Raw genomic sequence first — 25,420 nt, 5'->3', positions numbered from 1 at the left:
GGGCACGCGCTAGTGCACTGTGTCCCGGTCAAGATCGGGTTCTAGATAGATCAGCTTCGCCGCCGGGACCACCGCGCGGACCCGGGCTTCCGCGGCATCGATCTCCGCGGCGACCTCTCGCAGCGTGATTCCGGTGGGGAATGCGATCTTCGCCGCGACCAGCAGCTCATCGGGACTCATGTACTGCGTGCGCAGGTGGATCACGCGCTCGACGCGGCCGCTGGCCAGGGCGTCGTCGATCAGCGCCTGGTCCTTGTCCGTCGCGCCCTCGCCGATGAGCAGGGACTGCATCTCGATGATCAACAACACCGCGATGACGCCGAGCAGCGCGCCGATGCAGAGCGTGCCGATGCCATCCCACACCCCGTCGCCGGTGATCATCGTCAGGCTCACGCCTGCAAGCGCGAGCACCAGACCCACCAGTGCCCCTAGGTCCTCCAAGAGGACCACGGGAAGTTCCGGGCTGCGACTGTTGCGGATGAAGTGCCACCAGCTGTTATCGCCCTTGAGTGGCAGCGACTCCTTGCGGGCGGTCAGGAAGCTGAAGGTCTCCAGCCCGATGGCGACCACCAGGATCGCGATGGCGACCCAGGCCGAGGAGAGGTCCTCCGGGTGCTGGATCTTGTGGATGCCCTCGTAGATCGCGAACATCGAGCCCATCGTGAACAGCACGAGGGCCACCACGAACGAGTAGAAGTAGCGGTTGCGGCCGTAGCCGAACTGGTGCAGCTTGTCCGCGGGCCGCTCCGAGCGCTTCTGACCGAACAGCAGCAGACCCTGGTTCGACGTGTCGGCGACCGAGTGCACCGCCTCCGCGAGCATCGACGAGGACCCCGTGATGAGGTAGCCGACGAACTTGGCGATCGCGATCCCCGCGTTGGCCACTAGGGCCGCGACAATGGCCTTCTTGCCGCCGTGGCTAGTGTGCTCTGCCGCCTCGATCTCGGCTGTGGGCTGGTCCTCGCTATGGGCGGACATCTTCTCCTCGACTATTCGCTGTGTCCAGCTGGTGTGAGACTAGTGGTTTGCCGGCTCCCGGGCCGATCGCGCCGACCGTCGACCGGAAGACCCGCGCACTCGGGGTGAGCGCCCGCAGGGTGAGTGCGGGGTCGGCGGCCGCGATCCAGGCCGCCTGCGTGCCGCCCAGCTCCAGCCGCTGCTCGCCGCAGCGCAGCTCCACCGCGCCGTCCACGCACAGCAGGATCTCGGGGCCGCGCGCGTCCGGATTGTCCCGGCCGCCCAGGGTGAGCGGATCCACGCCCAGGAGCACCCGGCTCAGCCGGAAGTCCTGGGTGTGGGCGGGGTACTCGTACTCGCCGGGGATGGGCGGGCCGCCGGGGGCGGTGGTGTCTGTCATTGGCACCGCGTCGACGGAGCCGAAGTCCAGCACCCGCAGGAGCTCCGGCACGTCCACGTGCTTGGGGGTGAGACCCCCGCGCAACACGTTGTCGGAGTTGGCCATCACCTCCACAGCCACCCCCCGCAGGTACGCGTGCAGGTTCCCGGCGGGCAGGTAGAGCGCCTCGCCGTCCTGCAGCGTCACCCGGTTGAGCAGCATCGACGACAGGACGCCGACATCCCCGGGGTAGGTGTCGCTGATCTCGAGGACGGTCCGCATGACGGCGCCCAGCGGGCCCCCGCCGCTGTGGGCGGTCAGGTACCGCACGCAGCCCTGCACCACCTTCGGCAGCAACTCGTCCACCGCGTTCTGCGGCATGGTGATCCAGGTGGTGAATAGGGCGCGCAGTCCGGCCTCGTCCTGCTCCCCGCGCAGCAGCGCGATGTGCGGGGCCAGCTCCGGCACGTCTATAGCGGCGAGCAGCTCGACGGTGCTGGCCGCGTCCCGGAATCCCGCGAGCGCCTCGAAGGGGCCCAGCGCGACCACCACTTCCGGCTTGTGGTTGCGATCGCGGTAGTTGCGCAGCGGCGAGTCGATCGGCAGCCCCCGCTCCTCCTCGCGGTCGAACCCCTCCTCCGCCTGCCTCTTGCTCGGGTGCGCCTGCAGGGACAGCGGCTCCTCCGCGGCGAGCACCTTGAGGAGGAAGGGCAGCCGCGGGCCGAACTGGGCCAACACCTGCCGGCCCAGCTGTCCGACGGGATCCGCGTCGATCTGCTCAAGTAGAGAGCGGGCGGCGCCGTTCTCGGACCGACTGCCGGCGAGCATCGCCGGATCACCCGGGTGCGCGCCGAGCCACAGCTCCGCCTCGGGATGCGGCGTCGGATTCCGGTCCCCACGCAGCTGGGCGATCGCGGTGCGCGAGCCCCACGCATAGGACCGGACCGCCGCCTCCAAGAGTTCCACCGTTATCGCTCCACGTCCGCTTGATCCGACAACGGCGCCGATGGGCCGACAGCCAACGAGCCCGCGGTCAACGAGACATAGGCGGCGGCGAGCTCCCAGCGCACCGCCAGGACGACGAGCTGCATGATCTCGGGGCGGTCGTCGAGCTCCGCCGCGGCCATGGCCGGGCCCGGTGCGGGCGCCCCGCTGTCCAGGCCAACCGCCGGCTCGTCGCCGGCCAGGACTAGTTCCGCGTCCGGCAGCGCGGATACCCGCACTGCGGTCTCCCGCGCGTCCGCCGCACAGGACAGCACGAACACCCGCAGCGGCGGGGCCGTTGCGGGACCGTCGAACTGCGGGTCGTAGAAGATGGATTCCGCGGCGACCGAGCCCATCTGCCGCGGGGCGGCGAGCACGTCGATCAGCTCGACGGCCGCGGCGCACACTCCACCGGCGGACAGCAGGGCCGCCGCCGCGTGCTCGGCCAGCGCGGTGGTGCCAGGACGATCGCCCGCCAGCGCTATGCCCGCCGCATGGGCCGTCGTGACCCGGGCGGCGAGAGTCTTGGCCGCGTTGCGGAACACCGCTTGTCCGGGCCCGCCGCGCAGCGCCTCCCCATCGAGCACGTCCGCCAGCTGCGACAGCTCGCGCTGGGTGCCCAGCACCTGGCCCCTGGAGCCGACGGCCGCCAGCACCGCAAGCATCGCGGCCAAGTGGTGAATCATCCGATTGGCGTCGAGCACGCTGACCCGCGGTGGCAAGCGCAGCGCATAGCCGGCGCCGGCCGTCCCGACGGGCCCCTCGTCGGGCGCCGTCACCACGGTCTCCGCGCCGCGCTGCACCGCATCCGCGATGGACTGGGCGAGCACCGGGTCACCGGCATCGTCGCCGGCGACCACAACCAGGTCGAGCGAGCCGGTCCAGTTGGGTGTGCGATCCGCCCGCACCACGGGCACGTCGACCACACCGGCCAGCGCGCCCACCAGGATCGCCGCCGCCCGGCTCGCCGAGCCCCGCCCGGTCACCAGCACGACGGCGCGCGGCCGGATGCCGGCCAAACTCCCCAGCACGCCGTCCGAGACCGCCGAGGACACCGCGCGAACCTGCGCTCCCGCGGACGCCGCAGAACGGAGCACCCCTCGGGTGTCCGCGCGCTGCACCGCGTCGCCATCGTCAAGGTCCACAGGCTCAGGTGTCACGTCTGCGGGCTTTCAGCCCCACCGTCCGCGTTAGGTGTGACGGCCTCGTCGAGCAGCAGCACGGGAATGCCGTCCTCCACGGGGTAAATCCGGCCACAGGACTCGCACGTCAGCGCGTCCGCGGCCGGGTCCTCGGGGGTGCCGACGCGCAGCGAGCCGTGATCCGGAGCCGGGCAGGCTAGGACCTCTGCGAGAACCGGATCCAGCACAACCGCCATGTCGTTCTTCCCTTCCACACATGCCCCGGGCACGACGGCTGCCGCCCCGGGTCTAGCTCACTAGCGCTCAGACTCACTAGCTCTGGGACACGCTACTTGCCGCGTACCACTTCCAGGATCTCCTTGGTCAACGCGTCGACCTCCGCGCGGGTGCGCGCCTCCACATTCAGACGCAGCAGCGGTTCGGTGTTCGAGGCCCGCAGATTGAACCAGGCGCCCCCGCCGAAGTGCTCGGGGCCGAGGTCGAGGGTCACCCCGTCCATCCGGTCGACTCCGGCCGTGCGGTCCGCGAATGCCGCGAGGACCGCATCGGTGCGGGCGGCGGCGTCGTCGACCGTCGAGTTGATCTCACCGGACGCGGCATAGCGCTCGTACTTGGCCATCAGCTCGGACAACGGGCCGTCCTGCTCGCCCAGCGCGGCGAGGACATGCAGCGCGGCGAGCATGCCGGAGTCCGCGCCCCAGAAGTCCGCGAAGTAGTAGTGGGCGGAGTGCTCGCCGCCGAAAACTGCCCCCGTCTCGGCCATCTCCTGCTTGATGAAGGAGTGCCCCACGCGGGTGCGCACCGCCCTGCCGCCCAGCTCCCCGACGAGCTCGGGCACCGCGCGGGAGGTGATGAGGTTGTGGATGATCGTGGCGCCCGGGTGCTTGGCGAGCTCGCGCTCGGCGACCAGGGCCGTGACGGCGGACGGCGAGACCGGCTGGCCCAGCTCGTCCACGACGAAGCAGCGGTCGGCGTCGCCGTCGAACGCCAGGCCAATGTCGGCGCCCAACTGCACCACCAGCGCCTGCAGGTCCACGATGTTCTTGGGATCGAGGGGGTTCGCCTCGTGGTTGGGGAAGTTGCCGTCGAGCTCGAAGTACAGCGGGGCGACGCGCAGCGGCAGCGGGCCCAGGACAGCGGGCACCGTGTGCCCGCCCATCCCATTGCCGGCGTCCACCGCGACCGTGAGCGGGCGGGCCGCGGAGATGTCGACCAGGTCGCGCAGGAATGCCGCGTACTCCTCGAGGACATCCCGCTCGGTCGCGGAGCCAGCTGCCGACTCGGACGGCGGCACGCCGTCGATGACCTGTTGGGCGATGGTTGCCAGTCCGGAGTCCTGGCCCACCGGCTTCGCGCCAGCGCGGCACAGCTTGATCCCGTTATAGGCGGCGGGATTGTGGCTGGCGGTGAACATCGCGCCGGGGCAGTCGAGCAGCCCCGACGCGAAATAAAGCTGATCGGTGGACGCGAGGCCGATGCTGACCACGTCGAGGCCCTGGGCCAGCACGCCCTCGCGGAACGCGGCGGACAGGCTCGGGGAGGAATCGCGCATGTCGTGCCCGATGACGACCGTTGTGGCGCCCTCGGCGCGCATGAGCTGGGCGAAGGACCCGCCCACGTCACGGGTGAAGTCCTCGTCAATCTGCTCACCGACCAGACCACGGACGTCATAGGCCTTGATGACGGCATGCACCGACGCTGCTGAGCGGACCATTACCGGGCTCCTCGAATTCACGGTCGGTCCAGGGTTCGGCCCGACGCATCGTTGCAATCCTAATGTCCAGCGCGCACTGACAGGCGCCAACCGCCTACTGCGCTATGGCCGTACTGCTGGCGTTACTGCTCAGGGTCCGGCAGAACGCGCAAATGTCCGCGCCGGCCTGTGCGGGCGATAGGGCTGGGCGGCGAGGGCCTAGTCGCGCCCACGTCGGCAGGTCTGCCCCGGTCGACGCGGCCGGCCTCCCGAACAGCCTCGGCCAACGCAGTCAGATCGTCCTCATCCGGCTCCCCCACCGCGAACCGGCCCTCATGCCGAACAAGTTCCCAGTTCAGCGGGGCCGTGATGCGCACTGCGTGCAGCTCGCACAGGTCCCACGAGTGCGGCTCGGCGCTAGTGGCCAGCGGTCCGACGACAGCGGTGGAATCCGAATACACGAACGTCAAAGTTGCGGCAGCCGAGTTCTTGCACCCGGGCCGGCAGCATTTCCGCAGTATCCTCACGACTAGAGACAGTAACCCACTGCGGCCGGACCTGGCGCCAACGCGCCGTATGAGTCCTCCTGTGGAGTCGGCAGCATCCCTCGCAGGTATCGTTGTGGCCATGTTCCGAGGTCACACTGGCAAGGGCCACTCAGGTAAGGGCCATTCCGGCGATGACCCGACAGGCGATGACCCCACGCCGCGACGCGGCCTCGCCCCGTCGGGGTCCCGACTCCTCACCAACCGGACCCCCACCGGCTCCCAGAATCGCAAGCGCACCCCGACCTCTCGCAGCATCGAGCGTCGCGGCCGCGGTATCCGCGGTAGCGTGCTGCCCGCGGGCGTGCCAGCGTGGCAGAGCCGCTCGGACGCCTTCGACCGGATGGCGATCCTGGCGTTCGGCGATATCGACGCCGCGTGGCACAAGGAGCTGACCAAACTCGACATCGCCGTCGACGAGACGCCCAAGATCCGGGCCCGCAACCCGGAGACCATCACGTGGCCGCCCGAGGTCGTGGCCGACGGCCCCGTCCCACTCTCCCGCCTGGTGCCAGCGGGGTTGACGCAGGCCGGCGATCCGACCCGCGCCCGCATCGTGCTGTTCCGACGCCCCTTGGAGCTGCGGGCCAAGCACCCGCGCGAGCTCATCTTTCTGCTGCACGACGTCATGGTCGAGCAGGTCGCCACCTACCTGTGCGTCGACCCGGAAATAATTGACCCGACCCTGCGCGGTTAGCGCGGGGTCGGGTCGACTATTAATTGCCCTAGGTCGTAATTGCTCTAGATAACGCCCTTCTTCAGACGGCGGCGCTCACGTTCGGACAGTCCACCCCAGATGCCGAACCGCTCATCGTTCTCCAGCGCATACTCGAGGCATTCGACGCGCACCTCGCAGCTCAGGCAAATCTTCTTCGCCTCACGGGTGGAGCCGCCCTTCTCCGGGAAGAACGCCTCGGGGTCGGTCTGCGCGCAGAGCGCCCGGTCCTGCCACTCCTCCTCAGGGTGGCCGATATCCATGCCGTCGTAGCCACCGACAAGGGACAGTTCGGGGCGCGCGTTGACGATTGACGCCATGAACTCCGCGCGATCGACCGGCTCCGCCTCCGCCGTCGGCCCGGAGACTGCGCCCCCGGTGACGACCTCGGCCCAACCTGCAGTCCGAAGCGCAATCGGTGCAGACTCGTTAACCACTGACTCGTTCAGCATCGTTGCGGGGTCCTCATCTGTCGCAGTGCGCGGATCATGCCCTCTATGGTTTCCAGTCTCTGTGTTCCCAGACACTGGAAACACCGACACCGGAACAACAGGCCCTGGGGTTACGCCGGAAATTTGGTCATCAAGGGCGATCCCAGGTCCCCTCGCCCCATCAAATGACATGGTTGTTATTAAACACTGGTTCTTCCAACCCTTCAACCCGAACGGCGGAATCGCTATACCACCGCACTTCGGTATTTCGATGTGCCGACCCGCCCGCCGTTACAGAATCCGCAGCTTTTGTGTCCGTGTTCTTCATCACACAGCCTGCCTGGGCCGCTCGCCCCCGCTCACTAAGGCCAGCAGCGGGGCCCCGGCCCCCACGCACTACGCTCGGACAGCGTGAAGGTGACTGTGTTGGTTGGCGGCGTCGGCGGAGCGAAATTCCTAGTGGGACTGCGCTCCCTATTGGATCTGGCCAAGGGGCCGGTGAGCGAAGGGGCAGAGCACGAGATCACTGCGGTGGTCAATGTCGGGGACGACGTCTGGATGCACGGACTGCGCATCACCCCCGACCTCGACACGTGCATGTACACGCTGGGTGGCGGCATCGATGTCGAGCGCGGCTGGGGCCGCACCGACGAGAGCTGGCACGTCAAGGAGGAGCTCGCCGCGTACGGCGCGGACCCGGACTGGTTCGGCCTGGGCGACCGCGACACCGCGACCCACCTGATCCGCACCCGCATGCTCGACCACGGCTACCCGCTCTCGAGCATCGTGGCCGCCCTGTGCAACCGGTGGCAGCCCGGCGTGACGCTGCTGCCCGTGACCGACGACCGCTGCGAGACGCACGTGGTGATCACCGACCCCGCCGACGGCGAGAAACGCGCCATCCACTTCCAGGAATGGTGGGTGCGCCACCGCGCCCAGGTGCCGACGCACAGCTTCGTGCAGGTGGGCGCCGACAAAGCCAAGCCGGCCCCCGGGGTCCTCGAGGCCATCGAGGGCGCCGACCTGGTGGTCCTCGCACCCTCCAACCCCGTCGTCAGCATCGGGGCCCTACTCTCGGTGCCCGGTATCCGCGGGGCCCTGCGCACCACCGCAGCCAAGGTCGTCGGCATCTCCCCCGTCATCGCCGGAAAGCCGTTGCGCGGCATGGCCGATGAGTGCCTGACCGTGATCGGCGTCCCCACCGAGGCGGAGGCCATCGGCCGGATGTACGGGGCCCGCTCCGAGGCCGGCATCCTCGATGGCTGGCTGGTGGACACCGGTGACCGCGCCGACATTCCCGGCGTCGCAGTCAAGTCTGTGCCGCTATTGATGTCCGATCCCGAGGCCACCGCTGAGATGGCCAGGCAGGCAATGGAATTGGTCGGGATCACGCTGTGATCCCGGGCTCGCAGATCCCCGACCATGCCAGCCCCGCGCTGGAGATCCGCACCGTTGAGGGACTCCCGGAGTTCCGTCCGGGCGACGACCTCGCCGCCGCGGTGGTCGCCGCCGCGCCCTGGCTGGCCGACGACGACGTCCTGGTGGTCACCTCCAAAATCTTCTCGAAGGTGGAGGGGCGCATCGTGATCGCGCCCACCGACCCCGATGAGCGGGACCACGCCCGGCGTCAACTGGTGGATCAGGAGGCGGTCCGCGTGGTCGCCCGCAAGAACCGGACCCTCATCACGGAGAACAAGCTGGGCATTGTCCAGGCCGCCTCCGGGGTGGACGGCTCCAACGTGCTGGGCAATGAGTTGGCGCTGCTGCCAGTAGACCCCGATGCCAGCGCCCGTCGGCTCCGTGCCGCTATCCAGGAGGCCCTCGGAGTCACCGTCGCGGTGGTCGTCACCGACACGATGGGCCGGGCCTGGCGGATAGGGCAGACCGACGTCGCGATCGGCGCGGCCGGACTGGCAGTCGCGCATGCCTACGCCGGCGGCGCGGACGAGCACGGCAACGAGCTATTCGTCACCGAGATCGCCATCGCCGATGAGCTCGCCGCTGCGGGAGACCTCGTCAAGGGCAAGCTCGGCGGCACCCCCATCGCCGTCGTCCGAGGTCTGAGCCCCGTCGAGAATGGCTCCACCGCACGGGATCTCGTCCGTGCGGGTGAGGAGGACCTGTTCTGGCTGGGCACCGCCGAGTCGATTGAACGCGGCCGCCAGGAGGCGTTGCTGCTGCGCCGCTCGGTGCGCTCATTCACCTCGGAGCCAGTCGAGCCAGAGCTGATCCGCGCGGCCGTCGCCGACGCGCTCACCGCGCCGGCCCCGCACCACACCGCTCCCGTCCGCTTCGTCTGGCTGCGGGATCCCGTGCGCCGCAAGGCCTTGCTGGACGGGATGCGCGCCGCCTGGCAGGCGGACCTCGCGGCGGATGGCTGGTCTGCGGACCGCATCGCGGCCCGCACCAGCCGCGGCGACATCCTCTACGGGGCACCCGAGATCATCATCCCGGTCTGCGTCCCCGACGGGGCCCACCGCTACCCGGACGCTCGTCGCACCGGCGCCGAGCACACGATGTTCACGGTGGCCGTCGGGGCTGCCGTGCAAGGGTTGCTGGTCGGGCTCGCCGTACGCCAGGTCGGCAGTTGCTGGATCGGCTCGACTATCTTCGCGCCCGACGTGGTCCGTGAGATCCTCGAACTGCCCGCAGACTGGCAGCCCTTGGGGGCCATCGCGATCGGGCATCCCGAAGAACCCCTCGCAGCCCGGCCTGCCGCTGCCCTCGACGACAGGCTGGTGGAGCTGTGAGCCTGCATGAATCGGCCGTGTCCACCCTTGTGGATTGGCCGGCGCCAGACGTCGAACAGGACTCGCTGCGGCACACCGTGCTCGCGTTCCTGGACGCCGCGCCCGACGCCTGCCTGCGCAAGTCCGCGCCCGGCCACCTCACGGCCTCCACGCTGCTACTCGACCACACGGCGAGCCGGGTCCTGCTCACCCTGCACCCCCGGGTGGGACGCTGGATCCAACTGGGCGGGCACTGCGAGCCCTCCGACGCCACAATCCAGGCGGCGGCGCTACGCGAGGCCCGCGAGGAGTCCGGCATCAAAGACCTGGTCATGGACCCGGTTCCCCTTGCCCTACACACGCATCCGATCACGTGCTCGCTCGGCCTGCCAACGCGCCACCTCGACGTGCGTTTCCTCGCCATCGCGCCCGCCGGCTCCGTGGCGGTGCGCAGCGACGAGTCCGACGATCTTCGCTGGTGGCCTGTCGACGAGCTGCCCGAGAACGCCGAGCGCGACACCGTAGGACAACTTATGCGCCTGGCCCGGCTCCGGCTCAGGACGTGAGCCCCATCCGGTGGCTGATGAACGGCAGGCTGTCCGCCAGCCCGCGTGACCAGACGTCGAAGCTGTGCCCCCCGGGCACCTCGTCGAACTGCACGTCCATGCCCGCGGCCTTCGCGGCCTCGTAGACGGTGCGCAGCCCGGCCTTGTATTGATCATCGCCCGCGCCCACCACGAAGTAGCCCCCCACATTGGGATAGCTGCGGGATTTCATCAGGTCCATCGGGTTCACGGCGGCGAACGCGGCCGCGTTGCCGCCGAAGACCTGGTCCACCGTGGTGTTGTGGTCGCCCAACGTCGGCTCGAGCTGGCCGGAGAGGTTGATGAAGGTCGGGTAGACCTCCGGCTTGAGGGTGGACATCTGCAGCGCGCAGGTCCCGCCATAGGACAGCCCGCCAATCGCCCACGCCTTATGGTCCGGGTCCACCTCAAACGACCCGGTGATCCACGCCGGCACATCGACGGTCAGATAGGTCGCGACGTTGCCCAGGTGGGAGTCCACGCAGAGCGGGTTCGCGAACTCACTTCCGGTGCCGTCCGCCACCACGACGATGGGCGCGAGCCCCTGGTGCGCGTGGGCGAAATTGTTCATCGTCCGCTCCAGATTGCCGCCCGCGAACCAATCCCCAGGGCCGCCAGGCTGTCCGGCGAGCAGGACGAGCACCGGCAGCAGCGGCCTACGGGCGGTGAAGTACGCGGGCGGCACATACACCTCGGCGGGCCGGGCGGTGAAGCCCGACGCGGTCGCCGGGATGGCCGCGGTGGTCACGCTGCCGACCGACGGCATCTCAGCCGGTGCCGTCCAGCTCGCCTCCAGCGGCGCGCCCATGATCGGATTGTCCTGCCGCGGCGGTAGTTCCGCGAAGTCGATGGTGTTCACGGCGCTCCTGCCCACCACGTTCCCGATCGTGGGATACGCGTCGAAATGCAGGTTGATCTGCGCGGCCGAGGTGAGCACCACCAGCACCGCGGCAAGCACCGACACCACTGAGACCAGCAGCCGGCGACGGCTCGCCAGAATGCGGGGCACCACCAGGAGCACGGCCCAGACTCCAAGGCCGGTCCACACGTAGATAGCCAGCGGCAGCGGATCGGGGAAGGGGTGCCAGAGCTTCTCCACCACCAGCCACATGACGACGGCCACAATGACGGCGCCCGCCAGCGTCAGCGGCACGTTGCGCAGCAGGTGGCGCCGGCTCACCCGAGCCAGCAGCCAGATGGCGCCGAGTCCCCCCAACACCGCGATAATGACCGGCACAGGTCCAGTCAACAGCGACCAATCGAGCATCCGCATACCTCCCCTCCCACAATTGCAGGGCGGCAGCGGGACAGCCGTCGCGCACAAAACGACTGTACCGATTCCGGGGGCTCCCACGCTCTCTCAGGGAGTTCACAGCAGCGAGAGTGCACTATGTATTAATGCGGCGACAGCCGCGAGATTCACTATGCGCAGGAGGTGTCCGTGGCGAGCCCATCACCTGCCGCGCTGTGGGCAAGTTCGACCGCCGCAGTCCGCTCGGCTCCGGTGACAATCGCCTACCTCGCCGCGCTGTGGGTGATCGCCTTCGCAACCGGCAGCGTCCTGCACGGCCCATCCCGGGAGTTGCGGCAATCGGTGGGCATCGGCACGTCGACGCTGCCCGACGGCCGGCTCTGGACTGCCCTGACCTCCGCGTTATGGGCGCAGGGGCTGTCGGTGTACATCATCACGACTATCTTCCTGCTCGCTGGGTGTGTGCCGATCGAGAGGCGGCTCGGCTCGCAGAGGTTCCTCGGCGTCGCGATTCTCACCCAGTTCCTCGGCGGTCTCGCTGCGGCGGCGCTGGTGCAGGCCACAGTCTTGGCCGGGATCTCCTGGGCCCCACACCTCGGCGCGGAGTACGCCGTAGGCCCGACGACCTTCATCGCGGGTGTCGTCCTTGCCGCCAGCGCGTCAATGTCTGCGCTGTGGCGTCGGCGGATCCGCGTCGGCATGCTCGCACTGCTGGTCACGCTCGCCCTGTTCAGCGGCCATCTGATGGACTACAGCCGGCTGTTCGCGGCGCTGGCCGGACTCGCGGTGGGGGCCGGACTCGCGGTGGGGGCCTGGATGATTCGCGGCGGGCGCGCCGCTGTTGGGCCGCATCCGCTGTTCGCGGGTACCCGCCGCGAGGGCCGGGTCCTCGTGGCGATCGTCGTCGCCGCCAGCGCCATCGGACCGATCCTGGCGGCGCTGTCACCCCACGCGATCGGCCCCCTCATCTCAGTGCGCGACCTGTTCAGCGGCGCGCAGTCCACCCCCGATGAAGTGCGAGCGCTGTGCGCCGCGCAGCCGGGCGGCCGGGACTGCCGCGGCGGCCTGCTGGGCCTGCGCCTGGGGGGTTTCGGGCCGACGATGCTCACCCTCATGCCGTCGATCTTCGTGCTTGTCCTCAGCGACGGGCTGCGGCGCGGCCGTCGCGGCGCCTGGGTCGCGGCAGTATTGGCGCAGTGTGTGCTGCTCGGCCTCGCGAGCTTGAACCTGGTCCTGCGCTACTTCAACGCGGCGTACGACCAGTGGGAGTTCAGCGGACGAGACGGCGCGCAGCACCTGTACCACGCGATCATCCCGATGCTCGTCCCCATCGCGATGCTCATTGTCTTGCTCGCCACCCGGCACTTCTTCGCGGTGACCGCGCCCAAACGCACCTATCTGCGACTCTTCACGTTCCTGGCCGCCGTGACGGCGGCACTCTTCGCGGCCTATGTCCTGCTGGGCTCGATGCTGGCCGACGGGTTCGACCGCCACCCCACTGCCGCCGACCTCATCATCGGATTCCCCGAACGGCTCATCCCACCGCGTTATCTGCAGTGGTTGGACCCACGATTCTTGCCGACGGAGTTCGTCACGACTGTCCTATTCGAGTGGACGGGCGTCGTATTCTGGCTGACTCTGACCGTCGCGATGCTCGCCACGTTCCGCAAGCCCGCCTACGGCCAGGACCCGGATGCGGCGCTGAAGGCACGGGAGTTGTTGCAGCACACCGGCGGAAACTCCATGTCCTGGATGACGGTATGGACTGGCAACGAGTATTGGTTCACCGAGGGCGGGGAGGCTTACGTGGCGTATCGCGTCGTCTCCGGCATAGCGCTCACCACCGGCGGACCCGTCGGGCCGCCCGAGCACCTGGAGGAAGCCGTCGTCGGCTTCGCCCGCCACTGCGCCCACAACGGCTGGTCCGTCTGCTACTACTCCGTGTTCGAGCCGGTCAAGGAGATCACAGACCGGCTCGGCTGGATCGGCATCAAGGTGGCTGAGGAGACGGTGCTGCCGCTGACCGAGCTCGCCTTCACCGGCAAGCGCTTCCAAGACATCCGCACCGCGCTCAACCATGCCAAGAAGGCAGGGATCACCGCCGAGTGGATCAGCTATCCCACGGCCCCGTTGTCGCTGACGGACCAGATCAAGGTGATCTCCGAGGAATGGGTCTCCAGCAAGGGCATGCCGGAGATGGGCTTCACCCTCGGCGGCTTGGACGAGGTGGACGACCCGGACGTGCGGTGCCTGATCGCCATCGACGAGAACCGGACCGTCCACGGCGTGACGTCCTGGCTGCCGGTGTATCGGGACGGTCAGGTGGTCGGCTGGACCTTGGACTTCATGCGTCGGCGCACTGCGGGATTCCGCCCCACTGTGGAGTTCCTCATCGCCTCCGCGGCGCTGCTCCTACAGGAGGAGGGCATCGAGTTCATGAGCTTGTCCGGGGCGCCCCTGGCCAAGATCAACACACCGGATGAGGATTCGCCCAACCAGCCCACCGGCGCTGTCGCGGTGTTGGACAAGGCCCTGGACGCCCTGGGTCGAGCGCTCGAGCCCGTGTACGGCTTCCGCTCGCTGCTCGCCTTCAAATCGAAGTTCCAACCCACCTATGTGCCCGTCTACATGGCGTTCGAGGATCCGGCGGCACTGCCCAGCATCGGCACCGCCATCTCCCATGCCTATCTGCCGACGATGTCGGCGCGGCAGGGGATGCGGCTGGTGCGCAAGCTGGTGAAGCGCTGACCACGAGGTGGGCGGTCGGGGGGGCTAACCCGTGATGGGCGCGAGCTGCGGACGCTTCGGCTCGACGCCGTCGCCCGAGGAGATGCCCCGCAGGCGGCGGGACAACCACGGCACCATAAATTGGCGCAGCCACTCATTGCGCTCGGCCCGCTCCTGCGCCTTCGTCTGCTCCGGCCGGGCGGGCAGCACCGGCCGCTCGATGGAGTGTGGGACGCCGAGCAGGTCCAGGACCTCGGCGGCCATCAGCGCATGGCCCCGGGGCGCCATGTGCAGCCGATCGCCGTCCCACATTCGGGTGTCGTCAAAGCCGTCCATGCGCCAGTAGTCGACCAGCGTCGCGCCGGCGTTCTCGACGGCCTCGCGCAGCAGCTCGTTGTAGATCGCGATACGCCCGCGAAGCTTCCGGAACACCGGCGCCCAGCCCGTGTCATAAGCGCTGAACACCAGGACGGTGGCGCCGGTGTCGACGAGCCGTGTCAAGGCCTCTTGGTAGCCGCGAATCAGCTCGTCGATGTCGAGGGACGGCCGCATCAGGTCGTTGCCGCCGGCGTAGATGGTGACCAGGTCCGGCGCAAGGGCGATCGCGGGCTCGAGCTGCTCGCTGATCACCTCGGGGAGGAGGCGTCCGCGGATGGCCAGGTTGGCGTAGCCGAACTCCTGGCCGTCAAGCCGGCCGCTATTGGCGGCCAACTGCTCCGCCACCCGGTCCGCCCAGCCGCGCAGGCCGTTGGGGCGGCCGGCGTCGACATCGCCGACGCCCTCCGTGAACGAATCCCCCAGCGCGACGAAGCGCTGGTAGACACGGGCTGTCGACTCACGCTGGCCCGACTCAAGCTGGCCCGGCGCGGAGTGGCCGTTCATATGGCTCCTCATCAGACGTCGGTGGAGAAACGCACGCCGCCGTCGGGCAGCTGCACTCCCGGCCACACCCGGGCGCCGCGCAGCAGCTCACACCGGGCACCGACCACCGCGCCGTCGCCGATGACGGAGTCGCGGATCAGCGCACGCGGCCCGACGCGGGCGCCGAAGCCGATGATGGAGCGCTCGATGACCGCCCCCGCCTCGACCTTGGCGCCGTCGAAGATCACCGCGCCATCGAGCCGCGCGCCCGCCCCGACCTCGGCGCCGCGGCCCACGACCGTGCCGCCGATCAGGATCGCGCCCGGGGCGATACCCGCACCCGGCTTGACCAGCGACTCGCCGCGGGGCCCGGTCAACGCCGGCGACGGTGCGATCCCACGGACCAGGTCCGCGGAGCCGCGCACAAAGTCCTCGGGGGTGCCCATGTCACGCCAGTACGACGTGTCCACGTGGCCGTAGACCTTCGCGCCGGCGGTCAGCAGGCCTGGGAACACCTCGCGCTCGACGGAGACGGGCCGCCCGGCTGGGATCTGCTCGATGACTTCGCGCTTGAACACGTAGCAGCCGGCGTTGATCTGGTCCGTCGGCGGATCCTCGGTCTTCTCGAGGAACGCGGAGACCCGGCCGTCCTCGTCGGTGGGGACGCAGCCGAAGGCGCGCGCGTCGGAGACCCGCACGAGGTGCATTGTCACGTCGGCGTCGCGTTGGGCATGGGCAGCCAGCAGCGCGTTCAGGTCCGCCCCGCCCAACACATCCCCGTTGAACACCAGGATGTTCGGCGCCTTCAGCTTCGACAGCACGTTGCGAATGCCGCCGCCGGTGCCCAGCGGCTCGTCCTCGGTGACGTACTCGATGCTCAGGCCCAGGTCATCGCCGTTGCCGAAGTGCTCCTCGAAGACCTCCGCCTTGAAGGAGGTGCTCAGCACGACTCGCCGGATCCCGGCCGCCTCGATGCGGGCCAGCAGATGTGTCAGGAACGGCACCCCCGCCGTGGGCAGCATTGGCTTCGGGGCCGACATCGTCAGCGGACGCAGGCGGGTGCCCTTGCCGCCAACAAGGATCACGGCGTCGGTTTCCGCCGCCAGATTCACTGCGACATCACTGTTCTCGGTCATCACGCACTCTCTCCGGTCGAGCCCAGCCGGGCCGCCTTGTCACGCGCGCGGGTAGCCACCGCGACGGAAATCTTCGAACGAACCGTCAGCCCGCTCCACAGCGCGCCCCGCAACGGCGCCTGCCACCACTTCGGGTGGCGGTCAGCCTGGAAACGGTAGGCGCTCTGGTGGTGGGCTGGCAGCATCAGCTCGGGATGCTTGCCGGCGGCGTGGCCCTTGGCGTGGGTGACCTCGGCGGACGGCACATAGACGTTCTGCCAGCCCGCATTGCCCAGCCGATCGCCCAGGTCCACGTCCTCCATGTACATGAAGTAGCGGGAATCGAAGCCGCCGATGGAGTCGAAGGCCGTGCGGCGCAGCAGCAGGCAGGAGCCGGAGAGCCACCCGACAGGCCGCTCGGAGACCATCTCGGTCTCCTGCAGGTACTCACGAGTCCAGGGATTGGACGGCCATACCGTGCCCAGCACCGCGTGCCCGATGCCGCCGAGGACCGTGGGCAGCTCTCGCGCGGACGGGTAAAGGGAGCCGTCGGGCTCGCGCACAATGGGGCCGAACGAGCCTGCGCGCGGCCAGCGCTGGGCGGCCTCGAGCATCTCGTCGATGGCCCCGACGCCCCAGCGGACATCCGGGTTTGCCACCACGATGAACTCCGCGGTGGGGTCGACCTCCGCGACGGCGCGGTTGATCGCGGCGCCGTAGCCGATGTTCGCGCCGGTCCGCAGCAGCCGGGTGTTCGGGAACTCCAACTCGGCGGCCTCCGGCGAGCCGTCGGTCGAGCCGTTGTCGGCCATGATCACCTCGGTGGGCCAGTCCGTCGCCTCCTCGAGCGTCTCCAGGAAACGACGAAGGTGCTCCCCTGGGGAGTAGGTCACGGTCACCACTGCCAACGTCGAAGTCACGCGGGCCAGACTAGCCGTCGCGGACCCTTCCCCACCTAATTAGGGCAGATTGAACGCGAGCTGTGTCACTTCGAGAGCGCCGCGTGGAGCGCGTCTCGCCAGTCCCGCAGAGGGGTTAAACCAAATGCGGACCATTCGCCCCCAGACAGCACCGAATACGCGGGCCGCGGCGCCGGGCGCGGGAACTCGCTCGATGAGCAGGGCCGCACCCGGTCCGGGTCCGCGCCCACGCCCTCGAAGACGGCGCGGGCCAGCTCCCACCACGTGGCCTCCCCCGCGTTGGTGGCGTGCAGGACCAACCCCGTGTCCGCAGCGAGACCCGCCAACTCGACCAACCCGGCGGCGAGGTCGGGCGCGTAGGTCGGCGAGCCGCGCTGGTCATCCACCACGTTGATGGTCTCCCGCTCCCCCTCGAGCCGGCGCATCGTGGCGACGAAGTCGGTGCCCCCGTCCACGTAGCCCCATCCGGTGTAGACCCAGGCCGTGCGCACGATGTGCGCGGACGGGTCGAGGCGGCGCACCGCCTCCTCGCCGGCCAGCTTGGTGCGGCCGTAGGCGGTGTTGGGCCCGGTCGGAGCATCCGCCGGATAGGGGGTGTGGCCCTGGCCGTCGAAGACATAGTCCGTGGACACGTGGATCAACCGGCTGCCCGACGCCGCAGTCGCCCGCGCCAGGTTCGCGGGCCCGTCGGCGTTCACCCGCAGCGCCGAGTCCTCATCGGTCTCCGCGTCGTCGACGGCCGTGTACGCGGCGCAGTTGATGACGACGTCGGGCGCGAACTCGCCCAGCACGGCCGCCACCGATGACTCGCTGGTGATGTCCATCTCAGCCGAGCCCACACCGCGGAAGACGACGGAGCCCCCTGCGGCCTGCACCCGCGTCAGCGTTTCCGTCACAGCACGACCCAATTGACCTGCTGATCCGGTGACCAGAACTCTCATCCGATTCCCTTTCCTCGCAGCACGCCCCGGGGCGACTCGCGACAACAGTTTGGCACGCACGGCCGTGTCCCCCGCGACCCAACCGGCAACCGCCACTAGCCTGGAGCGGACCTTAAGCAATGATTCTCTCCGCCTAAGCCAGCAGAAGGGGGCCCGGTGCCGTCCAGAGGCGACTCTCCACGACCTCGGCGGCCGCAGCAGCCCCGGCCCAGACCTGAGCGGTCAGGAGCTGAGCGGTCGGGGGCTGAGCGGTCGGGGGCTGAGCGGTCAAAGCCTGAGCGGTCGGGGGCTGCCCCATCTGGTTTCGCCGCGGCTGGCGCGGCCGCCCTGGCGCATCCGGGCCGGACGGCCCTGGCGGTCGCATCGATTCTGATCCTGCTGGTGACCGGCTATGCCTGGTACTCGGTGGACTCACTGCGCTCGAACTTGGCGACGGCCGCCGGCCTCGGGCTGGGCGGCGGCGAGGACGGGGCCATCGACATCCTGGTGGTGGGCATCGACTCGCGGACCGACGCGAAGGGGAATCAGCTCTCGCAGGAGGAGTTGGACACGCTGCGGGCCGGCGAGGCCGACTCCACCAGCACGGACACCATCATGTTGATCCGCATCCCCAACGATGGCAGCTCGGCAACCGCCGTCTCCATCCCGCGCGACGCCTACGTCGAAATCCCCGACATGGGGAGCGGGAAGATCAACTCCGCCTATGGGGCCACGCGGGCGCTCACCCTCGACAAGCTCGTCGCGGAGGGTGTTGACATGGCCAGCGCGGAGCAGCAGGCCACCAAGGCCGGTCGGCAGGCGCTGATCGAGTCCGTCGCGGGCCTGACCGGCATCACCGTCGATCACTTCGCGGAGGTCGGGCTACTCGGCTTCGTGCTGCTCACAGACTCCGTCGGCGGCGTCCCCGTGTGCCTGAACAACGCTGTCGACGAGCCGCTCTCCGGCGCCAACTTCGCCGCCGGCGAGCAGACCCTCAACGGTCCCGACGCGCTGAGTTTTGTGCGCCAGCGCCACGATCTGCCGCGCGGAGACCTCGACCGCATCGTGCGCCAGCAGGTCTTCCTCGCCTCCTTGGCCCAGGAGGTCCTCAGTGCCAAGACCCTCAGCAACCCGGCGAAGATCAGCGAGTTCAGCAGCGCCATCGAGCGGTCCGTGGTGATCGACGACGGCTGGGATGTCATCCGGTTCGCGCAGCAGCTGCAGAACCTCTCCGGCGGCAAGGTCAAATTCGAGACGATCCCCGTGGTCGACCCTGCTGGCTTCTCCCCGAATGGCGAGTCCATCGTGGTGGTCGACCCGCTGCAGGTCCAGGGCTTCTTCGACCAGATGATCGGACGCGAGCCCTCCCCCGAGGTCGCCGCCGCCGAGGCCGAGGCCAGTGGCCCCCTCGACGTCACGCCCTCGAAGGTGACCGTGTCTGTCCTCAACGCGTCGGACATCGGCGGGCTCGCGACGACCGTCGCCTCCGAGCTCGAGTCTGTCGGCTACGGGCTGGGCGATGTCGGCAACAGCGACTTCTCCACACCAGTGTCCGTGTCCACCGTGTTCACCTCGCCGAAGGACTCCGCCAGCGGCCGCGCCGTCGCCCGCGCCCTCGGTAATCTCGAGGTGCGCACCGACGAATCCCTCGACGCCGGGTCGGTCAACGTGGTCCTCAGCTACGACTACATCGGTCCCGGCACCGACTACTACACCGCCCCGATCACCGACGGCACCGCCGCGCCCGCGCCCGCGTCCGACCCGCACCCCGGCGCCCCGACGAGCCTGCCGGGCGCACCGCCTCCTGAGCCCGGAACCCCTGGCGCGGAGCCCATCACCGCCAGCGGTGGCGGACCGACCTGCGTCAACTAGATTTGGGTCAACTAGATTTGGCCGTATGACCGCTTCCCGCACACTCACCGACCTGCTGATCGACCCGATCCTGGCGGCGAGTCCCGCCAACCCGCTCGTCACCTACTACGACGACGCGACGGGCGAACGGGTCGAGCTGTCCGCGATCACGCTGATGAACTGGGTCGCCAAGACCGCGAACATGCTGCGCGACGAGTTCGGCCTGGCCGCCGGCGACCGGGTCTGTGTGCTGATGCCCGCGCACTGGCAGACCGTCGCGGTGCTCCTCGGGGCGTGGTGGAACGGCTGCGAGGTGGTTCTAGAGGCCGACCCCGCCAACGGTGGTCCCACTGCTCGGCTCGCCGTGGTCACCGCGGAACGCATGGACGAGGTACAAGACATCGACGAGATCGCGGTCTGCTCGCTCGACGCCTTCGGCCGGGCCGTGCCGGACCTGCCGCCGACCATGACCGACTACGCCAGCACCGTCCGCATCCACGGGGATCACTTCTCGTCGACCCGTATCTCGGGTGCCGCGCCGGCGCTGGATGGCCGGTCGATCACCGAGGTCCTCGAGGTCGCCCGGGCCGCCCGCGTGGATCTCGGGCCGTCGGATCGCGTTCTGTCCCAGCGGAATTGGAACACAGTCGACAAGCTGGTCGACGGTCTTCTCGCGGTGCTGGCAGCGGGCTCCTCGCTGGTGCAGGTCGCGAACATGGACCCGTCCGCCCTCGAGCGGCGGATGACGTCGGAGAAGGTCACCCGCCAGCTCTGAGCTCGGCCCGACAGCACAGAGTCAGAACGGGTTGAGTGGCTTCGGCCTGGGGAAGATGGCGTCGAGCTCGACGAGGTCCTCCGCCGTGGGCTGCCAAGAGGCGGCCGCCACGTTGGCCTGGATCTGCGCGGGCGTGGTGGCCCCGGCGATGACGCTCGCGACACCGGGCTGGGCTGGCGAACTCCGAGTACGCCTCGAGCCGATCCCACGGCGCTTGGTCGAGCACATGGGGCTGATTATTGGAGATGCGGCCCGCCACCTGCTCGCCGGTGCGCGTGTACTTGCCGGTGAGCAGACCGCTCGCGAGGGGGAAGAACGGCAGCAGGCTCAACCCGAACGCGCGCACCGCGGGCAGCACCTCCAGTTCGACCTCCCTGCTGAGCAGGTTGTATTGGTTCTGCGCGGAGATGAAGCGGGCCCCGCCGGACATGCGCGCGGTGAACTCGGCCTCGGCGATCTGCCACCCGGACATGTTGGAGTTCCCGAGGTAGCGGACCTTGCCCGCGCGCACCAGATCGTCTAGCGCGCTGAGGGTCTCGGCGATCGGCGTCTTCGGGTCCGGCTTGTGGAACTGGAGCAGGTCGATCCAATCCGTGCCGAGTCGGCGCAGCGAGGCCTCGACCGCCTTGATGACGTAGCGGCGGGATCCGCGCGCACCGAAGTCCTGGCCGTTGGCCCCGCGCATGTCCATGCCGAACTTGGTGCCCACCACGACGTCTGCCCGGCGGCGGCGCCCGAGCGCCCGGCCCAGCAGGTGCTCGCTGAGTCCGGGGTGCGCGCCATAGGTGTCGGAGGTGTCGAAGAACGAGACTCCCGCATCCAGGGCCGCGTCGACCAGCGCGGTGGCGCCGTCGAGCGACTCGCTGGCGGTGCCGGGTTTGCCGAGGTTATTGCAGCCCAGGCCCACCGTCGAGACTGTGAGGCCGGAGTTGCCGAGTTGACGAGAGGAGGTGCTCATGGCCCCAGGTTAGTCATCAGCGCGGCGAGTCACAGCGAGCGGTTGAGCGTCCGCACCGATTCCACGTCCTGAGCTGCGCCCTCGAACTCGATCTTCGCCGCGTCCCGGCCGAAGGCGTGCATCAGCAGCTCGGAGGGTTCCCCACGCAGGGTCACCATCGGCCCGTCCCGGTGCACGGGGGTCGCGGTGTCGCCCTCCGGCCGGGTGAGGACCACGGTGACGGGGCTCTTGCGATAGCTCCGCCGGCCGATGAGCTTGGCCATTCGCCAGAACGAGTCCTGGGTCTTGTCGCTCAGCTCCCGCGGGGCCCAATCCGCTTGCGCGCGGCGGACATCCTCGTGGTGGATGAACATCTCCCCCAGATTGACCTGACCGTCGATGGCCCAGAACGGGGAGTAGATCGGCGGCCCCGCGCGCAGTTGCGCCAGCAGCGCGTCGAAGTCCTGCGCCGCGTAGCCTGCCTGGACCTGGGCGGTGTGCTTCGCCAGCAGCGGGACCATGATGCCGGGCATCGCGTCGGGCCGCCGTTCCCGGGTGACCAGGTGCGCGGCAAGGTCTCGGACCGTCCACCCCTCGCACAGGGTCGGGGCGTCCGGTCCGAGGCTCGTCATCAGATCCGCCATTTGCTGCCGCTCGCGCTGCGCCATACTCATGTACACGACGATACGCAGGTCTTAGCCGGCAAGAGCGACTGTCGGCGGCACCCGCGTGGCCCGACGCGCTGGAAGCACCGCCGCCAGCATCCCCGCGGCCGCGCCGATGACGACGATGCCCACGAGCTGCAGCCAGGGCATACCGCCGGCCGCGAAATTGGGCGACCCGACGACGGAGATCGTCCCCGTGATGCCGAACACCAGGCCAAGCACGACACCAAACAGCGAGGCCACGCCCGCCACCAGCGCCGCCTCCCACAGCAGCATCGCCCGCACCCCGCGCCTCGTCAGGCCCAGCGCGCGCAGCAGACCCGTCTCGCGTCGGCGCTCGATCACCGACAGCGCCATCGTGTTGCCGACGCCAATCAGCGCGATCAGCACCGCCACCGACAGCAACCCGCCGACAATGTAGAGCATCGTGTCCAGCACCTGGTTGAAGGTGTTGCGCCCGTCGACCGCGAAGGAGACCTGGCCGGCCGGGGCCGCCGCGGCGACCAACTGTCGGATCTCCCGGCCGAGCTCAGCCTGCCGTGCCGGGGTGAGGTCGTCTGTCAGCCGGATCCACAGGCTGTCCGGCGACTCCGTCGACGCGTTCGCGAGACTCGCCAGCGGGACCGGCGCGTCCGAATCCGCGATCAGCACCGTGGTGCCCGCCCCGCCCTCAATGCTCAGTTCTGCGGCGGACCCGGCAGCCAGACCGAGGTCGCGGAGGTCCGACGCAGACGCCGACACGACGCCAGCCGGCGGCGCTTGCTGATCGCTTCGGAAGTCCTCGCCGGCGTCTGGCCCGAGTGCGTACGCCGTGGCCGACGTGCCGCCGGGGCCCGACAAGACCATCCGCTGCACCGGCGTGGCCAGCCGCACACCGCTTAGCCTCGCAATCTGGCCCTCGAGCTCCTGCGGGAGCGGGGTCGAGTCCGACACCATCACGTCCACCGGATACTGCGCGTTCAAGGTGCTGTCCACAGAGGTCCGCAGCACACCCGCGCCGACCACGATGGTCGAGGTCAGGGTGATCCCGATCAGCAGCGCCGTCGCGGTGGCCGTGGTCCGGCGCGGATTGCGCCCCGCGTTGCCCGCCGCCAATCGGCCCACCGGCCCCCCGGCCTTGCCCACCAACGCACCCGCCGCGGACACCGCCCTCGGTAGCAGTCGGCCGCCCAGCGTCACCACGCCGATGAATGCGAGCAGGCCGCCGGTGCAGGCTATGAGAACCGACGCGACCCACGCGCCCACGCCCAGCAGCACGGATCCCAGGAGCACCGCGCACCCACCCAGTGCCAGGCTCAGTCGGCCCCCGGCGGCGGCATGCGAGAGCGGGACCTCCACGGGCCGCAGCGCCGCAAGCGGTGAGACCTTGGTCGCGGCGCGGGCCGGACCCACCGCCGCCAGGAAGGTCGTCACGATGCCCACAGCCAGGCCCACCGCCACCGCGACCCAGCCAACTGCCAAGCTGGACAAGGGAATCGGCGCGTCCATGGCGGAGGCCACGGCCGCAACCGCCGCCGAGACCCCGACGCCCGCGGCCACACCCAGCGCCGACGCGATGACGCCGACCGCCAGCGCCTCGATCCGCACGCTGGACCGGATCTGCCCGGCGGTGACGCCCGAGCACCGCAGCATCGCCAGCTCACGGGTCCGCGAGGCCAACAGGACCGCGAAGGTGTTCGCGATGACCATGCCCGCCACCACGACCGCGATTGCCCCGAAGGACAACAGCACCGAGCTCAACACGCCCGTGCCGCCGAGGAGCTGATCGGCGACCTGGGCCGCGCGAGCATCGCCGGTCAGCACGGTCAGGTCCGAGCCGGCCACAGCCGCCAAGGCTGCGGTGAGCGCCTCGGGCGAGCGGCGGCCGTCCCCGGCGATGCGGATCTCCGCCGGCGCATCCGGGCCGGCGAGCTGCGCGGCCTGTTCCGGTGAGACATACAGGCGCAGCCCACCCGAGTTGTTGACCGTGCCCGAGAGGTCCGCGTGGCCAACGACTTCCAGCACAGTGTCCGGCACGTCGCGGTCCGACGAGATGACCTTCACCTCGGCGCCGAGGTCGATGCCAGAGCTTGCGGACACCAGCGCCTGACCGAGTCCAGTGGGCGCCGCGCCGTCCACGATGCGCTGCCAGCGCAGCCCGTCCGCCGCGTCATCCGCTGCGACCGTGGACATCTCGGCAAACTCCGGCCCATTGCCCAGGTTCGCGGTGACGAAGGCACGGTGGTCGACCGATATCGCGCGCACCCCGGGCATCACCCGCACCCGCTCGGCGAGCGAGGTTGTGTCCCCGCCGCTCGTGAGGACCACGGCGTCGGCGCCCTTGTACTGCGCGGCCAGCGAGTCCATCGTCGAGGCCCGCATGGTGGCGCCGAGCACCAGCGTGGACACGACGAAACCCACCGCCACCACGACCGCCAGCACGGAGGCCAGGTACCGCCCTGCGTGCGCCTTCGCTTGCCGGAAAGTCAGTTTGAGCATCATCGGGCCACCGCCGCCACGCCCAGGCCGCGCATCGCCGCGAGGACGCTGTCCGGCGTGGGGTCGTGGACCTCGCCGGCCAGGAGGCCGTCCGCGAGCAGCACCACGCGGTCGGCATATGACGCGGCCACCGGGTCATGGGTGACCATCACGACGGTCTGGCCCGTCTCCCGCACACTCGAGCGCAGCAGCCCCAGCACCTGTTCGCCGGAGTGCGAGTCCAGGTTGCCCGTCGGCTCGTCCGCGAAGATCACCGCAGGGCGCGGTAGCAGCGCCCGCGCCACGGCGACCCGCTGCTGCTGGCCGCCTGAGAGCTCATGCGGAAGATGGGCCAGCCGGTCCCGCAGGCCGAGCCGCTCGACAACATCGTCCAGCCACTCGGGGTCCGGCCGCTGCCCCGCCAACGTCATCGGCAGCAGCATGTTCTCGCGCGCCGTCAGCACCGGCAGCAGGTTGAAGGCCTGGAACACGAAGCCGATGCGCTCGCGGCGCAGAATCGTCAGCTCGGTGTCGCCCAGTCGCGTCAGGTCCGTCTCCCCCAGCAGCACCGAGCCCGCCGACGCGGTGTCGAGGCCTGCGAGCACATGCATCAGGGTCGACTTGCCGGAGCCCGATGGCCCCATGATCGCGGTGAACCGCCCGCGCATGAACTCCACATCCACGCCGGCCAGCGCGCTCACCCGCGCCTCGCCGTCGCCGTAGTGCTTGGTGAGCCCCAGTGCTCGAATCGCGGGTACGGGCGGGGTCATTCTCGGTGCCT

23 protein-coding genes are annotated in these 25,420 nt (G+C 69.5%); 7 read left to right on the top strand and 16 right to left on the bottom strand.

Annotated elements, in window-relative coordinates; genetic code table 11:
• Positions 1-9 precede the first annotated feature (9 nt).
• From TBIF_RS03755 to TBIF_RS03730, 6 genes are all read right to left on the bottom strand, one after another.
• Entirely contained in the window at positions 10-978 is a 969-nt protein-coding gene (locus TBIF_RS03755) for a cation diffusion facilitator family transporter (protein WP_024793527.1), read from the bottom strand.
• Complete coding sequence (gene manA, locus TBIF_RS03750) at positions 965-2,302, bottom strand: mannose-6-phosphate isomerase, class I (protein ID WP_024793526.1); 1,338 nt, start codon at positions 2,300-2,302, stop codon at positions 965-967. The genes TBIF_RS03755 and manA overlap by 14 nt, the downstream gene beginning before the upstream one ends.
• Positions 2,303-2,304: 2 nt before the next feature.
• Positions 2,305-3,465: a hypothetical protein gene (locus TBIF_RS03745; RefSeq protein WP_024793525.1), complete on the bottom strand. Its 1,161-nt coding sequence runs from the start codon at positions 3,463-3,465 to the stop codon at positions 2,305-2,307.
• Between the two features lie 11 nt (positions 3,466-3,476).
• Positions 3,477-3,698 (bottom strand): Trm112 family protein, encoded by a 222-nt coding sequence (locus TBIF_RS03740; protein WP_024793524.1) that lies wholly within the window; start codon positions 3,696-3,698, stop codon positions 3,477-3,479.
• 92 nt (positions 3,699-3,790) lie between these two features.
• The gene (locus TBIF_RS03735) at positions 3,791-5,176 is read right to left on the bottom strand and encodes a phosphomannomutase/phosphoglucomutase (RefSeq protein ID WP_024793523.1); all 1,386 of its coding nucleotides are present in this window, start codon (positions 5,174-5,176) and stop codon (positions 3,791-3,793) included.
• A gap of 122 nt (positions 5,177-5,298) precedes the next feature.
• Positions 5,299-5,682 carry a DUF3499 domain-containing protein gene (locus tag TBIF_RS03730; protein ID WP_084611521.1) on the bottom strand — a complete coding sequence of 128 codons (384 nt, stop codon included), beginning with the start codon at positions 5,680-5,682 and terminating at the stop codon, positions 5,299-5,301.
• Between the two features lie 274 nt (positions 5,683-5,956).
• Here TBIF_RS03730 and TBIF_RS03725 point away from each other — a divergent pair, with 274 nt between their 5' ends.
• The gene (locus tag TBIF_RS03725; protein WP_038169690.1) at positions 5,957-6,397 is read left to right on the top strand and encodes a metallopeptidase family protein; all 441 of its coding nucleotides are present in this window, start codon (positions 5,957-5,959) and stop codon (positions 6,395-6,397) included.
• A gap of 44 nt (positions 6,398-6,441) precedes the next feature.
• Here the strand turns inward: TBIF_RS03725 and TBIF_RS22795 are convergent, their stop codons facing one another.
• Entirely contained in the window at positions 6,442-6,678 is a 237-nt protein-coding gene (locus tag TBIF_RS22795; RefSeq protein WP_200182785.1) for a WhiB family transcriptional regulator, read from the bottom strand.
• Between the two features lie 579 nt (positions 6,679-7,257).
• On the opposite strand from TBIF_RS22795, the gene cofD reads away from it, so the two are divergent.
• The 3 genes from cofD to TBIF_RS03705 are packed head-to-tail and all read left to right on the top strand — an operon-like array spanning position 7,258 to position 10,141.
• Positions 7,258-8,244 carry a 2-phospho-L-lactate transferase gene (gene cofD, locus TBIF_RS03715; protein WP_024793519.1) on the top strand — a complete coding sequence of 329 codons (987 nt, stop codon included), beginning with the start codon at positions 7,258-7,260 and terminating at the stop codon, positions 8,242-8,244.
• A complete protein-coding gene (locus TBIF_RS03710; protein ID WP_024793518.1) occupies positions 8,241-9,596 on the top strand; it encodes a coenzyme F420-0:L-glutamate ligase in 1,356 nt (451 codons plus the stop codon). Before cofD ends, TBIF_RS03710 begins: the two co-directional genes overlap by 4 nt.
• Positions 9,593-10,141, top strand: coding sequence for an NUDIX hydrolase (locus tag TBIF_RS03705; protein ID WP_024793517.1), 549 nt, complete (start codon positions 9,593-9,595; stop codon positions 10,139-10,141). The genes TBIF_RS03710 and TBIF_RS03705 overlap by 4 nt, the downstream gene beginning before the upstream one ends.
• Here the strand turns inward: TBIF_RS03705 and TBIF_RS03700 are convergent.
• Complete coding sequence (locus TBIF_RS03700) at positions 10,131-11,432, bottom strand: alpha/beta hydrolase (protein ID WP_024793516.1); 1,302 nt, start codon at positions 11,430-11,432, stop codon at positions 10,131-10,133. The two genes, TBIF_RS03705 and TBIF_RS03700, sit on opposite strands and share 11 nt — an antisense overlap.
• A gap of 168 nt (positions 11,433-11,600) precedes the next feature.
• Between TBIF_RS03700 and TBIF_RS03695 the strand changes: the two genes are divergently transcribed.
• Positions 11,601-14,159 (top strand): DUF2156 domain-containing protein, encoded by a 2,559-nt coding sequence (locus tag TBIF_RS03695; RefSeq protein ID WP_024793515.1) that lies wholly within the window; start codon positions 11,601-11,603, stop codon positions 14,157-14,159.
• A gap of 24 nt (positions 14,160-14,183) precedes the next feature.
• Here TBIF_RS03695 and TBIF_RS03690 read toward each other — a convergent pair whose 3' ends face one another.
• The 4 genes from TBIF_RS03690 to rfbD all read right to left on the bottom strand — a co-directional run bounded on the left by TBIF_RS03690 (position 14,184) and on the right by rfbD (position 17,975).
• Entirely contained in the window at positions 14,184-15,020 is an 837-nt protein-coding gene (locus tag TBIF_RS03690) for an SGNH/GDSL hydrolase family protein (protein WP_024793514.1), read from the bottom strand.
• A gap of 11 nt (positions 15,021-15,031) precedes the next feature.
• Positions 15,032-16,135, bottom strand: coding sequence for a mannose-1-phosphate guanylyltransferase (manB, locus tag TBIF_RS03685; RefSeq protein ID WP_038169638.1), 1,104 nt, complete (start codon positions 16,133-16,135; stop codon positions 15,032-15,034).
• The gene (locus TBIF_RS03680) at positions 16,135-17,034 is read right to left on the bottom strand and encodes a glycosyltransferase family 2 protein (protein ID WP_024793512.1); all 900 of its coding nucleotides are present in this window, start codon (positions 17,032-17,034) and stop codon (positions 16,135-16,137) included. Before TBIF_RS03680 ends, manB begins: the two co-directional genes overlap by 1 nt.
• A 65-nt stretch (positions 17,035-17,099) precedes the next feature.
• Positions 17,100-17,975 (bottom strand): dTDP-4-dehydrorhamnose reductase, encoded by an 876-nt coding sequence (rfbD, locus tag TBIF_RS03675; RefSeq protein ID WP_024793511.1) that lies wholly within the window; start codon positions 17,973-17,975, stop codon positions 17,100-17,102.
• Positions 17,976-18,356: 381 nt separating this feature from the next.
• On the opposite strand from rfbD, the gene TBIF_RS03670 reads away from it, so the two are divergent.
• Both TBIF_RS03670 and TBIF_RS03665 read left to right on the top strand, forming a co-directional pair.
• Positions 18,357-19,826, top strand: coding sequence for an LCP family protein (locus tag TBIF_RS03670; RefSeq protein ID WP_051461338.1), 1,470 nt, complete (start codon positions 18,357-18,359; stop codon positions 19,824-19,826).
• Positions 19,827-19,851: 25 nt separating this feature from the next.
• The gene (locus TBIF_RS03665; protein WP_024793509.1) at positions 19,852-20,580 is read left to right on the top strand and encodes a TIGR03089 family protein; all 729 of its coding nucleotides are present in this window, start codon (positions 19,852-19,854) and stop codon (positions 20,578-20,580) included.
• On the opposite strand, the gene TBIF_RS22790 is transcribed toward TBIF_RS03665, so the two are convergent.
• Genes TBIF_RS22790 through TBIF_RS03645 form a run of 4 tightly spaced genes read right to left on the bottom strand, consistent with a single transcriptional unit; the run spans position 20,564 to position 25,409 of the window.
• Positions 20,564-21,538 (bottom strand): aldo/keto reductase, encoded by a 975-nt coding sequence (locus tag TBIF_RS22790; RefSeq protein WP_235174477.1) that lies wholly within the window; start codon positions 21,536-21,538, stop codon positions 20,564-20,566. The two genes, TBIF_RS03665 and TBIF_RS22790, sit on opposite strands and share 17 nt — an antisense overlap.
• A 29-nt stretch (positions 21,539-21,567) precedes the next feature.
• Positions 21,568-22,191 carry a TIGR03085 family metal-binding protein gene (locus TBIF_RS03655; RefSeq protein ID WP_024793508.1) on the bottom strand — a complete coding sequence of 208 codons (624 nt, stop codon included), beginning with the start codon at positions 22,189-22,191 and terminating at the stop codon, positions 21,568-21,570.
• Between the two features lie 21 nt (positions 22,192-22,212).
• On the bottom strand, positions 22,213-24,663 hold the full coding sequence (locus TBIF_RS03650) for an ABC transporter permease (RefSeq protein ID WP_051461337.1): 2,451 nt from the start codon (positions 24,661-24,663) through the stop codon (positions 22,213-22,215).
• On the bottom strand, positions 24,660-25,409 hold the full coding sequence (locus TBIF_RS03645) for an ABC transporter ATP-binding protein (protein ID WP_024793506.1): 750 nt from the start codon (positions 25,407-25,409) through the stop codon (positions 24,660-24,662). Before TBIF_RS03645 ends, TBIF_RS03650 begins: the two co-directional genes overlap by 4 nt.
• Between the last annotated feature and the right edge of the window lie 11 nt (positions 25,410-25,420).

The sequence above is a fragment of the Tomitella biformata AHU 1821 genome, assembly GCF_000524475.1.
Taxonomy (GTDB): Bacteria; Actinomycetota; Actinomycetes; order Mycobacteriales; family Mycobacteriaceae; genus Tomitella; species Tomitella biformata.
Note: the sequence above shows the minus strand (reverse complement) of the source record. Positions and strands in the feature narration are given on the sequence as shown.

Bases quoted from the DNA above. Each gene is read 5' to 3' on its own strand.
- rfbD (WP_024793511.1), bottom strand. From the start codon at position 17,975: ATGAGAGTTCTGGTCACCGGATCAGCAGGTCAATTGGGTCGTGCTGTG.
- manB (WP_038169638.1), bottom strand. From the start codon at position 16,135: ATGACCGAGAACAGTGATGTCGCAGTGAATCTGGCGGCGGAAACCGAC.
- TBIF_RS03755 (WP_024793527.1), bottom strand. From the start codon at position 978: ATGTCCGCCCATAGCGAGGACCAGCCCACAGCCGAGATCGAGGCGGCA.
- TBIF_RS03665 (WP_024793509.1), top strand. From the start codon at position 19,852: ATGACCGCTTCCCGCACACTCACCGACCTGCTGATCGACCCGATCCTG.
- TBIF_RS22790 (WP_235174477.1), bottom strand. From the start codon at position 21,538: ATGAGCACCTCCTCTCGTCAACTCGGCAACTCCGGCCTCACAGTCTCG.
- TBIF_RS03655 (WP_024793508.1), bottom strand. From the start codon at position 22,191: ATGAGTATGGCGCAGCGCGAGCGGCAGCAAATGGCGGATCTGATGACG.
- TBIF_RS03645 (WP_024793506.1), bottom strand. From the start codon at position 25,409: ATGACCCCGCCCGTACCCGCGATTCGAGCACTGGGGCTCACCAAGCAC.
- TBIF_RS03735 (WP_024793523.1), bottom strand. From the start codon at position 5,176: ATGGTCCGCTCAGCAGCGTCGGTGCATGCCGTCATCAAGGCCTATGAC.
- TBIF_RS03690 (WP_024793514.1), bottom strand. From the start codon at position 15,020: ATGAACGGCCACTCCGCGCCGGGCCAGCTTGAGTCGGGCCAGCGTGAG.
- TBIF_RS03700 (WP_024793516.1), bottom strand. From the start codon at position 11,432: ATGCGGATGCTCGATTGGTCGCTGTTGACTGGACCTGTGCCGGTCATT.
- TBIF_RS22795 (WP_200182785.1), bottom strand. From the start codon at position 6,678: ATGGATATCGGCCACCCTGAGGAGGAGTGGCAGGACCGGGCGCTCTGC.
- TBIF_RS03740 (WP_024793524.1), bottom strand. From the start codon at position 3,698: ATGGCGGTTGTGCTGGATCCGGTTCTCGCAGAGGTCCTAGCCTGCCCG.
- TBIF_RS03650 (WP_051461337.1), bottom strand. From the start codon at position 24,663: ATGATGCTCAAACTGACTTTCCGGCAAGCGAAGGCGCACGCAGGGCGG.